This is a genomic window from Streptomyces sp. NBC_01508 (assembly GCF_045040315.1).
Classification (GTDB): Bacteria; Actinomycetota; Actinomycetes; order Streptomycetales; family Streptomycetaceae; genus Streptomyces.
This window is the reverse complement of the sequence record NZ_CP109419.1, coordinates 5,496,180-5,510,033: the sequence shown is the minus strand read 5'-3', so window position 1 is coordinate 5,510,033 and position 13,854 is coordinate 5,496,180. Positions and strand designations below refer to the sequence as shown.

At 71.7% G+C, this 13,854-nt stretch carries 9 protein-coding genes; 6 read left to right on the top strand and 3 right to left on the bottom strand.

Translation table 11 applies throughout. The features are described from left to right. Positions 1 to 136: 136 nt before the first annotated feature. Both OG700_RS25615 and OG700_RS25610 read left to right on the top strand, forming a co-directional pair. Entirely contained in the window at positions 137 to 331 is a 195-nt protein-coding gene (locus tag OG700_RS25615) for a hypothetical protein (protein ID WP_405617383.1), read from the top strand. 75 nt (positions 332 to 406) lie between these two features. Continuing rightward, positions 407 to 1,303, top strand: coding sequence for a hypothetical protein (locus OG700_RS25610; protein ID WP_405617381.1), 897 nt, complete (start codon positions 407 to 409; stop codon positions 1,301 to 1,303). 300 nt (positions 1,304 to 1,603) lie between these two features. On the opposite strand, the gene prfB is transcribed toward OG700_RS25610, so the two are convergent. From prfB to OG700_RS25595, 3 genes are all read right to left on the bottom strand, one after another. Next, positions 1,604 to 2,710: a peptide chain release factor 2 gene (gene prfB, locus OG700_RS25605; protein ID WP_405617379.1), complete on the bottom strand. Its 1,107-nt coding sequence runs from the start codon at positions 2,708 to 2,710 to the stop codon at positions 1,604 to 1,606. A gap of 124 nt (positions 2,711 to 2,834) precedes the next feature. After that, complete coding sequence (locus OG700_RS25600) at positions 2,835 to 4,082, bottom strand: serine/threonine-protein kinase (RefSeq protein WP_405617377.1); 1,248 nt, start codon at positions 4,080 to 4,082, stop codon at positions 2,835 to 2,837. 189 nt (positions 4,083 to 4,271) lie between these two features. Further along, positions 4,272 to 5,933: a serine/threonine-protein kinase gene (locus OG700_RS25595; protein ID WP_405617375.1), complete on the bottom strand. Its 1,662-nt coding sequence runs from the start codon at positions 5,931 to 5,933 to the stop codon at positions 4,272 to 4,274. A gap of 415 nt (positions 5,934 to 6,348) precedes the next feature. On the opposite strand from OG700_RS25595, the gene OG700_RS25590 reads away from it, so the two are divergent. The 4 genes from OG700_RS25590 to OG700_RS25575 all read left to right on the top strand — a co-directional run bounded on the left by OG700_RS25590 (position 6,349) and on the right by OG700_RS25575 (position 13,716). After that, positions 6,349 to 9,639, top strand: a complete 3,291-nt coding sequence (locus OG700_RS25590) for an FHA domain-containing protein (protein ID WP_405621971.1) — start codon at positions 6,349 to 6,351, stop codon at positions 9,637 to 9,639. A 393-nt stretch (positions 9,640 to 10,032) separates the two neighbouring features. Then, positions 10,033 to 11,433 (top strand): ABC transporter substrate-binding protein, encoded by a 1,401-nt coding sequence (locus tag OG700_RS25585; protein ID WP_405617374.1) that lies wholly within the window; start codon positions 10,033 to 10,035, stop codon positions 11,431 to 11,433. Between the two features lie 4 nt (positions 11,434 to 11,437). Next, positions 11,438 to 12,802 carry a carbohydrate ABC transporter permease gene (locus OG700_RS25580; RefSeq protein ID WP_405617373.1) on the top strand — a complete coding sequence of 455 codons (1,365 nt, stop codon included), beginning with the start codon at positions 11,438 to 11,440 and terminating at the stop codon, positions 12,800 to 12,802. Then, a complete protein-coding gene (locus OG700_RS25575) occupies positions 12,799 to 13,716 on the top strand; it encodes a carbohydrate ABC transporter permease (protein ID WP_405617372.1) in 918 nt (305 codons plus the stop codon). Before OG700_RS25580 ends, OG700_RS25575 begins: the two co-directional genes overlap by 4 nt. Positions 13,717 to 13,854 lie beyond the last annotated feature (138 nt).

The window sequence follows — 13,854 nt, the reverse complement described above, 5'->3', positions numbered from 1 at the left end:
GGACCGGGTGTAATCCGACGGGGCGCGCCGAAACGAGCGGAAGCTGGCACAGTGGTAGGGGGAACGGTCGCGTTTCCCGGAGCGTTGAGCGCAGAGACAGTGCCCGCGGCTCCGCGGCGCGGGAGGAGGAGAGCGCATGACCTTTGATCGGCTGGTGTGCGCCAACTGCGCGGGACCCGTCAGCGAGGGCCGGTGCCATGTCTGCCGCGCGAACAGGGAGCGGCTGGAGCACGACCCCTTCGGCGGTCTGAGCCCGGTGGCGCTGCTGACTCTGCTGGCCGTGCTGATAGCGGCGGTGGCCCTGGTGGCGATGGGACAGCAGACGGCCTGAGCCGCCCCTGAGCGGGGTGGACCCGAGCACGGGAAAGAGCCCGGACACTGAATCGGTGTCCGGGCCCTTCCTTGTGTGCGTGCGAATGCGTCAGGCAGCCGCGGCGCGGTTGCCGGCCAGACGCGGAAGCATCCGGAAGCCGATGCCGCCGGCGATCATGGTCGCGGCACCGATGAGCAGGAACGTGGTCTCGGCGGCGCCGGTCTCCGCCAGCTCCTCCTTGGCCTCGCCCTGCTCGACCGGCTGAGAGCCGCCGTTGTCGGTGTCGGCCCCGCCGGTGGCGGTGTCGGTGCCACCGGTCTGGCCCGCGTCGGTGCCGCCGCTCTGGCCCACGGTGGCGCCACCATCGGCTCCACCGTCAGCACCGCCATCGGCACCGCCGTCAGCACCGCCATCGGCTCCACCGTCAGCGCCACCATCGGCTCCACCGTCAGCACCGCCATCGGCTCCACCGTCAGCACCGCCGTCAGCACCGCCATCGGCTCCACCGTCAGCACCGCCGTCAGCACCGCCATCGGCTCCACCGTCAGCACCGCCGTCAGCGCCACCATCGGCTCCACCGTCAGCACCGCCATCGGCACCGCCGTCAGCACCGCCGTCAGCACCGCCGTCAGCGCCACCATCGGCTCCACCGTCAGCACCGCCGTCAGCGCCACCATCGGCACCGCCGTCAGCACCGCCATCGGCTCCACCGTCGACACCACCCGGGTCGCCGCCGCCGTCAACACCGCCGTCGACACCACCCGGGTCGCCGCCACCGTCGGTGTCGCCGAGGCCGAGGCCGACGTCCAGGCCACCCTCGTTGACATCCGCGTTGGCGCTCAGGCCACCGACGTTGACGTCGATGCCGACGGCCGAGGCGGCGCCCGCAGCGGTCAGCGAGGCACCGGCGGCGATCACCGCGCCGGCAGCTATCCGCGCTACGCGGATACGCGTCTTCTTGGTCATGTGCTTGCTACCCCCAGTAGCTAATCGTGAATGGTGCAGCGTCCGGGGCCGGCCGGTTGGGGGTCCGTGTGTGCGGGTCCCCCGATCACACGCGCCCCAGAAATACGCATGCCGCGCGTCACCATTCCGAGTTTTCGCATAAGCGTCAAGGTCGTTGCGCGCACGATGCCCGGATTTCAAGGCAGTTGTCCGCCGAGCGAGCGGTAACTGTGACATAAACGGGAACTGCCGCCTCCTGGGCGACAGTTCCCTTGTCGACAAAGCGAGTCCCTTGTCGGAGGCCTCAGTTGGGCTCTGACCTTGGGCGGAATCCCTGAGAAGTGCCTAGCGTTCCTGCTGCTTGCGCCAGCGAATTCCGGCCTCCAGGAAGCCGTCGATCTCGCCGTCGAGCACACCCTGCGGATTGCCTACCTCGAACTCCGTACGGAGATCCTTGACCATCTGATACGGATGCAGGACGTACGAACGCATCTGATTGCCCCACGAGTTGCCGCCGTCGCCCTTGAGGGCATCCATCTTGGCCTGCTCCTCCTGACGTCGGCGTTCGAGCAGCTTCGCCTGAAGGACGTTCATGGCGCTGGCCTTGTTCTGGATCTGCGAGCGTTCGTTCTGGCACGAGACGACGATGCCGGTGGGAATGTGCGTGATCCGGACCGCGGAGTCCGTGGTGTTGACGCCCTGGCCACCGGGGCCCGACGCGCGGTAGACGTCCACGCGCAGCTCGGTCTCGTCGATCTCGACGTGGTCGCTGGACTCCACGACGGGAAGCACCTCGACACCCGCGAACGAGGTCTGACGGCGTCCCTGGTTGTCGAACGGCGAGATACGGACCAGGCGATGGGTGCCCTGCTCGACGGAGAGCGTGCCGTAGGCGTACGGCGCCTTGACGACGAAGGTGGTCGACTTGATGCCGGCCTCCTCCGCGTACGACGTCTCGTAGACCTCGGTCGGGTAGTTGTGCCGCTCCGCCCAGCGGATGTACATGCGCTGGAGCTGCTCGGCGAAGTCCGCCGCGTCGACGCCGCCGGCCTCGGCCCGGATGTTGACGAGGGCCTGCCGCTCGTCGTACTCGCCGGACAGGAGGGTGCGGACCTCCATCTCGTCGAGCGCCTTCTTCACGGAGGTGAGTTCCGACTCGGCCTCGTTGCGGGCGTCGGCGTCGTCCTCGCTCTCGGCGAGCTCGAAGAGCACCTCGACGTCGTCGATCCTGCTCCGCAGCGCCTCGGTCTTGCGCAGCTCGGCCTGGAGGTGCGACAGCTTGCTGGTGATCTTCTGCGCCGCCTCCGGATCGTCCCAGAGGGACGGGGCGGCGGCCTGGTCCTCCAGGACAGCGATCTCGGCCCTCATCTTGTCGAGGTCAAGGACGGCCTCGATCGACCCCATGGTCGAGGAAAGGGACTTCAGCTCTTCGGATACATCGACGACTGCCACGGCCCCAGCCTAACGGCTGCCCGCCGAAACCCCGCCGCCGTGCTCTGCTGGCTGCCGCGCGGGCGGACGGGGCGCAATCGCGGCCCGTCTCGGCGATCGAGGGCAGCCGTGCCCGGGGGAGCCCCTACGGAACCGGCGGCGCCGACCGTGGCGGGGCCGTGGGGGCGCGCTCCGCGCCGTCGCTGCTCGTCGCCAGCCAGCCGCCGACGCCGAGGACGGCGATCAGCAGCACGGCCGTCGCGCCCAGTGTGATCCGGCGCTTGCGGACGACCTCCGCCTTGTGGCGGGCCGATCCGGGCCTGCGCTGGCCCGCGGCCCGCGGCGCCCTGGCCGTGCCGCGCGCACCGCCCGCGAGTTCGTCGGGGGCCGGGACGCGCATGCTCGTGTGGGTGTCGCGGTTGGAGTCGGGGGCCGCTCCGGGGACGAGCGGGACGGCGCCCCGGCGGCGGGGCTGCTCGGCCGCCGCCGACGCGGCCTCGGCGTCGCCGTACGACCGCTCCTCCTCGGCCGGCTCGGCGTCGGGCTCGTCCACCTCCAGGGAGGGGATGCCGGCGAGCTGCGGAAGCTGCTCGCGGAGCCGGGCGGCCAGCTCGGAGGCGCGCAGCCGGGACGCCGGGGCCTTGGCCAGGCACTGGACGAGGAGCTGCCACAGCTCGTCGGGGATGCCGGGCAGTGGCACGACGGTCTCGGTGACATGGCGGCGCAGGACGGCTCCGGGGTGGCCGCCGCCGAAGGGTGTGAAGCCGGCGAGCAGCTCGTACAGGACCGTCGCGAGCGCGTAGATGTCGACGGCGGCGCGCGGCGGCAGGCCCTCGACGATCTCGGGCGCCAGGTAGTCGGGGGTGCCGATGATCCTGGTCGCCTTCGTACGGCGGGGGGTGTCGATCAGCTTGGCGACGCCGAAGTCGGTGAGCAGCGCGGGGTGCGAGCCGCCCGGGCCGATCGGGCCCTCCATGTCGAGCAGGATGTTCTCCGGCTTGACGTCGCGGTGCACGACACCGGCGGCGTGCGCGGCGGCGAGGGCGTCGGCGACGTCCGCGACGACGGCGACCGCGGCCTCGGGCGCGAGGCGGCGTTCGCGGTCGAGGCGGGTGCGCAGGTCGGTGCCGCGCACCAGCTCCATGACGAGGGCCAGGTCGTTGCCGTCGACGACGAGGTCGCGGACGGCGACCACCCTCGGGTGGTCGAGTCCGAGCAGCGCGGTGCGCTCCTGGACGAAGCGCCCGACCAGTTCCTGGTCGGAGGCGAGGTCTTCGCGCAACAGCTTGATGGCGACGGGCCCTTCGGGTCCCTCACCGAGCCACACCGTGCCGGCGCTGCCCCGTCCCAGGATCTGATGGGCGGTGTACCGGCTGCCGATATTCCGTGCCAAGACTGCTCCCTCAGCGGCTGGCTTTGCCCATCAAAGTACGCGGGTATCGGGGTGTTCACTGCCCGGTACCGCGTCAACGTTCACTTCTACGGGGGAATTGGTCCCGCAGCTATCGACAAAGCGACAGAAGCGCCGGATCCGTACCGGGCGCCGATGGGGAGCCCCCACCGGCGCCGGTGTTCCGCTGGATCAGGGGGTGGGTCCGGAGTCCGAACCGCCGAACTCGGAGACCCAGTCCGACACCGAGTTGTACGAGTCCTTGATCGCCTGCCAGAAACTCTTGCCCTGGCCGATCCACTCCTGGAGCGGGGTCAGCTCCCAGACGAGCCAGCTGGCCACGACGAGCAGGATGATCGTGAACAGGCAGCCCTTGAGACAGCCGAGGCCGGGGATCCGCATCGGGTTGGCGTTGCGCTGCCGGGGCTGGCGCGGTGCCGGCGGCTGGGGCGCCTGGGGCGCGGGCTGCTGCGGGGGCGGTGCGTAGCGCTGTTGCTGCTGCGGGGGCGGTGCGTAGCGCTGCTGCTGGGGCTGCTGGGGCGGGTACGGCTGCGGTGCTCGCTGCGGCTGGTGCTGCTGCTGGGGCGGCGGGGGCTGTTGGCGCTGGCCGCCCTGGCCCTGGGGCCGCTGGGGCCTGCGCCGGAGCGGATCCTGACCCGGGTCCAGGTACTGGACCTGGGTCTGCTCGTTGCGGTCGCGCGCCGCCCTGAGCTGGTTCTGCCAGGGGTGCGGGTCCTCGGGCCGCGGACCGGCGCCGGGAGCGCCCGCGCCGGGACCGCCGGCGCCGACCGGCATGACCGACGTCGGGTCGGCGGAGCCGGGCGCGTTCGGCGCGTTGGTCGGCAGCACGCTGGTCGCGGCGCCCGGGTCGTACGATCCCGCGTTGCTCGGCAGGACCTGGGTCGGGTCGGCCGCGCCGGGCTCACCGGGCACCGTGGTGGGCGACGGGTCGGGCGCCAGCAGGGCTCCCACCCCCATCGCCGCGTTGACCTGGGCGGACGTGGAGTGCACACCGATACCGGAGGCGACGGTGCGCAGACCGCGGGCGAGATTCACGGCGCTGGGCCGCTCGTCCGGCTCCTTACGGAGGCAGCGTTCGATGACCGTCCACAGCGGATCGGGAACGGTGGACGGGCGGCGGGGCTCCTCGCTGAGATGGCGGTGGAGCACTTCGAGGGCCGTGCCGCCCGCGAACGGCGGGCGGCCTGTGACCAGCTCGTACAGCAGGATGCCGGCGCCGTAGATGTCGACGGCGGAGGTCTGCGGCCGGCCCTCGGCGGACTCCGGCGCGACATAGGCGGGCGTGCCGACGAACTCGTGCGTCCGGGTCAGCCCCGGGGAGTCGGCGAGCCGGGCGATGCCGAAGTCGGTCAGCATCGGGTGCAGCTGATCGCCGTCGTCCTTCAGCAGGACGTTGGCGGGCTTCAGGTCGCGGTGTACGACGCCGTCGGCGTGGCTGGCGGCCAGCGCGTCCGCGATCTGGGCCGTGAGCAGCGACGCGGCGACCGGGCTGAAGGGGCCGTTCTGCCGCAGGTAGTGGTGCAGGTCGGGCCCCTCGACCAGATCCATGACGAGGGCCAGGAGGTCACCCTCGACGACCAGGTCGCGGGTCCGCACGATGTTGGGGTGGGTCAGGCGGAGCAGGACGGAGCGCTCGCGCAGGAAGCGCATCACCACGTCCGCGTCGTTCGCCAGCTCCTCCTTGAGGACCTTGATCGCGACGGTCTCGCCGGGCTGCCCGGCCACCGCCGCCTCGGCGCCGGCGGTCTCCCGCTGACGGGCACGCCAGACGGTGCCCGTGGCGCCGCGCCCGATGGGCTCCTCCAGGAGGTACTTGCTGCCTACCGGCCGCACGTCATGCGCTCCCTGCTGCTGGTGGTCCTTGCATGGTCCCGGGCCCACCCGGGTGTCCGACCCACTTTAGAGGTCGGACGCGGGTTCCCGTCGCGGTCATGTTCGAGAGGAAGACGCACGCCTCCTACGGATGGTTGCCACTCACGGGTACCCACAGGGTCCGCGGATGATCCCAACACGCTCCCAACCACGCACTTTTGCACCCACAGCCGACCATTCAAGATCACTTACCCCCGGCCCGTGGGCGTGTTGTCGGTGGCAGGTGCGAAGATGCCATCCAGCACTCGATGTGTGGGGTCGTTCGCTCACCGTCCGTGCCGACCTGTACCGGACGATGTGTCGGTGCCGGGTGGGGGGATTCACACAGGGCAGCACCCCTGCCGGGCACCCCGCGCAGAAGGGACCGCTGACGGCGATGCAGATCCGGCTGACCGTCCTCGCGCCGCGCAGCGGCCATCCTGCGGGGCGCGCGTGCGACGTGCTCGTCACCGCCCCGGCCGGGACGGCGCTCGCCACCGTCGCCTCCGGTCTGGCCACGGCCGTCGCCGGCCCCGACGTCTCGGGCACCGTCGTGCTGTACGCGGGGCGGGAGCGGCTGGACGCGCACCGCCGCACCCTGGGCGAGCCCCCGCTGGTGGACGGCGCCGTGCTGTCCCTCCAGGTCCCCGGCGAGGACGACGCGCCCACCGACGACGTCCCGGCCCAGCTCCATGTGGTCGCGGGTCCGGACGCGGGCGGGGTGCATCTGCTGCACGGCGGGCAGGTCAGGATCGGCCGCTCGGCCGACGCCGACGTACCGCTCGACGATCCGGACGTCTCGCGGCTGCACTGCTCGGTGACCGTGGCCGATGACGGTCATGTGTCGGTGGCGGACCTGCATTCCACGAACGGCACGACGCTCGAAGGCATCCGGGTCGGGTCCCGCGCGGTCCCGCTCCCGGCGGGCGCCCTGCTGCGGCTGGGTGAGTCCGCGCTGCGGCTCACCTCGGGCGGCCGGATGCCGACGCTGACGGCGACGCCGGACGGCGAGGGGTATCTGCGGATCACCCCCGGCGGCGGCACGGACGGCGGCGGTGCGCACAGCGACGACGAGGCCGGCGGCAACGACAGTGCGGGGACGTCCACCGGCGCGCGGTCCGGGTCGGACTCCGGGTCGGACGGAGGACCGGGCACCCCCGGCGGCCGTACGGTCCACGCGTACACGCGGGGCGGTCACGGCGGCCCCGCCGTCACGCCCCGGGTGCCCGACCCGCGCACCCCCCGCTCCGACGCCGACACCCGTTACGGCGACGCCCGTTACGCGCCGGTGCCCGGCGCCGCAGGGCGCCCCGCGCACGACCGCGCCGAGGGCGACGAGGCGCACGGCGCGGCCGACGACGGCCCGCAGGGACACAGCCGTACGCCGGGGTCCCGCCGGCAGGGCACGCCCACGCGCGGCACGGAGCTGCCCGAAGGACCCCCCGGCAGGCGGCGTGGGGGCATAGGCGCCTGGGCCCGGCGGCTGGCCGGTGCCCGCGGCGACGAGTTCCCGGACGGTGACGACGGTGTCCCGTCGGACACCGGCTCCGGGGCCCGGCCGACCGGCCGCGCGCCCCGCGACGAGACCTGGCCGGATCCCGCCTCCGTACTGATGACGACGCTTGGCCCCGGCCCGCGCCTGTGGGAGCGCGGCCCCGGCCACCCCGAATCGCTCGTCCTTCGGCTGGGCACGACCGAGCGCCCGTCGCCCGAGGGGTCCGGCCCGCTGCCCTCGGTGCCCGTGACCGTGAGCCTGCGCGAGGCCGGTTCGCTCGGTCTCGCGGGCCCCAGGGAGCGGCTGACCGGTCTCGCCAGGTCGGCCGTGGCGCAGCTCGCCGCGCTGCACTCCCCCGCCGATCTGGAGATCGTGCTGATCAGCGCCGACCGGACACGAAGCGTGGAGCAGCGCAAGCGGGAGTGGGGCTGGCTCGGCTGGCTGCCGCACGCGCGGCCGGCCCACGGCCAGGACTGCCGGCTGCTCCTCGCCTACGACCGGGACCAGGCCACCGCCCGGCTGGGCGAGTTGACGCGCCGGCTGGACGACGGGCCGCTCGGTACGGCGTGGGCGTCGGCCGACAACCGGTCGGTCGCCGAGGCCGCCGGGCGGTACGAGGGGACGGCCACCCTGGTGGTGGTGGACGGCGATCCCGGCTCGGCGGCGCTGCGCGAGACCACGGCGCGGCTGGCCGGTGCCGGCTCCGTGGCGGGTGTCCATGTGATCTGTCTGGCCGAGACTCCGGCGGCGTCGCCCGTCTCCCCGGTGGCCGCGACGTACGAGACGGCGTGCGCGGCCTCGCTCGCCTTCCGCGAGTGCGGCGCGGTGGCCATGCTGAGCGGCGATGTGGCGACGGCCCTGCGGTTGTTGCGTACGGCGCTGGGGCAGCCCGCAGGGCACGGCACGGTCGCGACGGTGGACGCGGTGTCCCCGGCATGGGCGGACCGTTTCGGCCGGGCGCTGGCCCCCCTCCGTACGGAAGCGGGCAGCGCCGCCGCATCGGGCCGGCGCAGACAGGCCGCGGTACTGCCGCGTTCGGCCAGGCTGCTGGACGAGCTGGGGCTGGCGCGGGCGACGCCCGCGTCCCTGATGGCGCGCTGGGCGTCGGCGGCGGGCAGCACCGCGGTGCTCGGCACGGGGCCGCACGGCCCGGTGACGGTGGATCTGGTGGAGGAGGGCCCGCATCTGCTGATCGAGGGCCCGCCGGGCAGTGGCCGTACGGAGCTGCTGCGCGCCGTCGCGGCGTCCCTGGCGGCGGGTGGCCGCCCGGACAGGCTCGGCCTGCTCCTGGTGGACGGTGCGGGCGGTGAGCGCGGTGAGGGGCTGCTGGCCTGTACGGAGCTGCCGCATGTGACCGAGCACCTGGTGGCGTCGGACCCGGTCCGGATGCGGGAGTTCGCGCAGGCGCTGGGTGCGGAGTTGAAGCGGCGCGCCGAGGTGCTGGGGCGGCTGGACTTCGCCGAGTGGCACAACAGACGTGAGGTCGCCGAGCGGATGGTGGGCCAGCGCGCGCCGAGCCCCACCGAGCAGCGCGGCGGCCCGCGGCCTCCCACCCAGGGCACCGCTCCGGGCGGCAGGCCCGGCGAGCCCGCGCAGCCGGCCGGCGGCGGCACCCTCAGGCTGCGGCAGACCTCGTCCCGTACGCGCGGCGAGCCCGGCCCCGGCCCGGTCCTGCCGAGGCTCATCGTCCTCGTCGACGACTACGACGCCCTGGTCGCTCCGGGGCTGGGCAGTCCGGGCCGCCCGGCGGCCGGTTCGGTCGTACGGGCGCTGGAGGCGATCGCACGCGACGGCGAGCGCCTCGGCGTCCATCTGGTCGCGACGTCCGCCCGCCCCGACCGGACCTCGGAGACGGAGTTGGCGGGCCGGACCCGGCTGCGGGTGGTCCTGGACACGCCGACGGCCGCGCCCACCCCGGACGATCCGCTGCCGGGCCGCGGCAGGCTCGGGCATCCGGACGGCCGGGTGACGCCGTTCCAGGGCGGCCGGGTGACCGGCCGGATCCCGCGTACGGCGACGCTGCGGCCGACGGTCGTCCCGCTGGAGTGGGAGCGCATGGGCGATCCGCCGGCCCGCCGCCCGGTGCGTGAGCTGGGCAACGGGCCGACGGATCTGGCCCTGCTCGCAAGTGCCCTGGAAAGGGCGGCCCGTTCGGTCTCGGCGGTGCCCGTGGGGCCGCTGGGGCCGGTCTGACCGGGCCTGCCCGCGCGGTGGTTGGCGGGGTGGCCGACGAGGTCGGCGGCGAGGTCGATGGCGGGGTCGTCACGCGAGCGGTCGGCGGGCGATCGGCGGGTGTCCGCGCGATGGCCGAAAGCGGACATCCCGAGGTCGGAGCCCTCTTTGGTCCAGACCTCGGCACGTCGCCATGCCTTCACCTCTCTGAAATTACCCCTACGTCCGCAAACGACGTCACGAGCCCATCACGATCTTGGATTTGAAGCCCAGGACGGTATTGCGGCCTACGGTCACGGCGCGTATCACTTACCGCACGGGACAAGGACGGCGTCGTCAGCTCGCGCGAGGCGCCGGTCCGCATGCGAAAACATGCGTCAAGATCCGCACGCGCAATGGAGAGACGGGGCAGTCATGCGTACAACTCTTAATCGCCGTAAGGTGTTTGGAGCCGGAGCACGCTCATGGGCACAGGGCTCACCCAGAGCGGCGGTGGCGGCGGTCGTCGTCGGCGCCGTGGTGCTCACCGGCTGTGGTGGCGACTCCGAGGACAAGTCGGACGGTGGGAGCGAGAGCAAGAAGCCCGCGACCACGGTCGAACTGCCCAAGCTGGACGGCGAGAAGATCCAGGTCGCCGCAGTGTGGACCGGCCCCGAGCAGGCCAACTTCACCAAGGTGCTGGACGAGTTCGAGAAGCGGACCGGGGCGACGGTCACGTTCGTCCCCGCGCAGGACCCGATCGTCAACTTCCTCGGTACGAAGATCGCCGGCGGCAGCCCGCCCGACGTGGCGATGCTCCCGCAGGTCGGCGCGATCACGCAGGCCGTGGAGAAGAAGTGGGCCAAGCCCGTCGGCGCCGAGGCGAAGGCGCAGCTGTCGAAGAACTACGGCAAGGGCTGGCAGGATCTCGGCGCGGTCGACGGCGAGCAGTACGGCGTCTACTTCAAGGCCGCCAACAAGTCGCTGGTCTGGTACAACAACACGGCCTTCGAGAACGCGGGCGCGGCCGAGCCGAAGACCTGGAAGGACCTGCTGACGACCGCCGAGACGGTCTCGGCGTCGGGTGTCACCCCGGTCTCGGTCGGCGGCGCCGACGGCTGGACGCTCACCGACTGGTTCGAGAACGTCTATCTGTCGCAGGCCGGCCCGGAGAAGTACGACCAGCTGGCCAAGCACGAGATCAAGTGGACCGACCCGTCGGTGGCCGCCGCGCTGACGACGCTCGCCGAGATCTGGGGCAAGCCCGCCCTGGTCGCCGGTGGCGCGGACGGCGCGCTCCAGACCGAGTTCCCCGCCTCCGTCACCCAGACCTTCACCGGGGGTGACGCGCCGAAGGCGGCCATGGTCTTCGCCGCGGACTTCGCCGGTGTGAACGTGACCGAGGCCGGCGCGAAGGTCGGCACGGACGCGAAGATCTTCCCGTTCCCGGCCGTGGGTGCCGACTCCCCGGTGGTGACCGGTGGCGACGCGGCCGTGGCGCTCACGGACAGCAAGGGCGCGCAGGCGCTGCTGACCTTCCTGGCGTCCACGGACGCCGCGCAGATCTGGGCGGAGGCCGGCGGCTTCATCTCGCCGAACAAGGCCCTGGACGGCAAGGCGTACCCGAGCGACGTGCAGCGTGACATCGCCAAGGCGCTCATCGACGCCGGTGACGACTTCCGCTTCGACATGTCGGACCAGATGCCGCAGTCGTTCGGCGGTACGCCCGGCAAGGGCGAGTGGAAGGCCCTTCAGGACTTCCTGAAGAACCCGAAGGACGTCAAGGGCGCTCAGCAGCAGCTGGAGTCGGACGCCGCCAAGGCATACAAGAGCTGACGCGGTGACGTCGGCGACAACAGGGGGCACCGGCACCAAGGTGTCGGCGCCCCCGCCCCCTGCCAAGGGGAAGCGCAAGAGCGTGACAGGCACACGTAAAGGTCTCGCGGTGGCGTTCCTGCTGCCCGCGCTGGTGCTGCTTGGCGCGCTCGTGGTCTACCCGATCGGGTTCTCCGTCTACAGGTCGTTCTTCGACCAGTCCGGCGACGGCTTCGCCGGTTTCGACAACTATGTGGAGATATTCACCGAGGACACCATCCGGACCGCGATCAAGAACAACCTGATCTGGGTGATCGTGGCCCCGACGGTGGCCACCGCCCTCGGTCTGATCTTCGCCGTCCTCACCGAACGGGTGCGCTGGGGAACGGCGTTCAAGATGATCGTCTTCATGCCGATGGCGATCTCGATGCTCGCGTCGGGCATCATCTTCCGGCTGGTGTACGAGCAGGCCCCGGAGCGCGGCATCGCCAACGCCGTCGCGGTGGGTGTGCACGACACCTTCTCCGAATCGGCCGGCTACCCGAAGGCGCGCCCGCTGCCGGCGCATCCGCTGAAGGCGGGCGACGCCAAGGGCTCGTTCGTCACCAAGGCGCCGGTAACGGCGGGCACGCCGGTGCTGATCCCGCTGGTCGGCGTACCGGCGGGCAAGATGCCGTCGGACGCCGAGCCGGCCAGGGCGGCCAAGAGCGGCGGCGGCGAGATCACGGGCACCGCCTGGCTGGACTTCACCAAGGGCGGCGGCGGCAAGCCCAACATCGTCGACCCCAGGGAACTCGGCCTGGGCGGCCTCAAGATCGAGGCGGTCAAGGACGGCAAGGTCGTCGCGTCGGCCAGCGCCGCCTCCGACGGTACGTTCAGCCTGCCGGCTTCGGCCGACGGAGCCGTACTCCAGTTGCCCGAGAGCAACTTCAGGGAGCCGTACAACGGCGTGGACTGGCTCGGCCCGAACCTCGTCACCCCCGCGATCATCGGCAGCTATCTGTGGATGTGGGCGGGCTTCGCGATGGTGCTGATCGGCGCCGGTCTGGCGAGCATGCCGCGTGAACTCCTGGAGGCCGCGCGGGTCGACGGCGCGAACGAGTGGAACGTGTTCCGCCGGATCACCGTGCCGCTGCTCGCGCCGGTGCTGGCCGTCGTCATGGTCACCCTGATGATCAATGTGCTGAAGATCTTCGACCTGGTACTGATCATCGCGCCAGGCTCGTCCCAGGACGACGCGAACGTGCTGGCGCTCCAGCTCTACCGCTCGTCGTTCGGCACGGACGCCAACGTCGGCGTGGGCAGCGCGATCGCCGTATTCCTCCTGCTGCTCGTGATCCCGGTGATGCTCTTCAACATTCGCCGGATGCAGAAGGAGAACCGCCGATGAGTACGACTGACACAGCGGTCAAGGCGAAGCGGACCCCGCCGGCCGACACCTCGGTCAAGGCGAAGCTGTCACTGCCGGCCCGGATCGCCGCGAAGGCCGGCGGCGGGGTCGTCCAGGTCTTCCTCATCCTGGTCGCCCTGTTCTGGATGATGCCGACGATCGGTCTGCTGATCTCGTCGCTGCGCGGCGGGGCGGACATCGCGGCGAGCGGCTGGTGGCAGGTCTTCACCAAGCCGGCGCAGCTCACCACCGAGAACTACTCGGAGCTGCTGTCCAACGACATCATCACCAACTCCCTCTGGTCCACGGTGATGATCACGGTCCCGTCGACCCTGCTGGTCGTGGTGATCGGCTCGCTCGCCGGATACGCCTTCGCGTGGATGGACTTCCCGGGCCGCGACTGGTGGTTCATGCTCGTCGTCGGTCTGCTGGTGGTCCCGGTCCAGGTCGCGCTCATCCCGGTCTCGGAACTCTTCGGTGAGATCGGGATCTTCGAGACGACGTTCGGCGTGGTGATGTTCCACGTCGCCTTCGGACTGCCCTTCGCGATCTTCCTTCTGCGGAACTTCTTCGCGGAGATTCCGCGCGAACTCCTGGAGGCGGCCCGCCTCGACGGCGCGGGCGAGATCCGGCTCTTCACCCGGGTCGTGATGCCGCTCGGCGGTCCCGCGATCGCCTCGCTGGGCATCTTCCAGTTCCTCTGGGTCTGGAACGACATGCTGGTGGCCCTGATCTTCGCGGACTCCGAGAATCCGCCGATCACGGTCGCACTCCAGCAGCAGGTAAGGCAGTTCGGCAACAACATCGATGTGCTGGCGCCCGGCGCCTTCCTGTCGATGATCATCCCGCTGGCCGTCTTCTTCCTGTTCCAGCGGCAGTTCGTCTCGGGGGTCATGGCGGGGGCGGTCAAGTAGGGCCGCTTCGGGCACCCGTTCGACGGGAAAGTACGCCAAAAGGGGCGGGCCGGTTCAACTACCGGCCCGCCCGGCGCATTTGTCCCCCGTATGCCACGTCTGGCGTAACCCGGTCACTCCATCGGCCGTTCCCGAGCC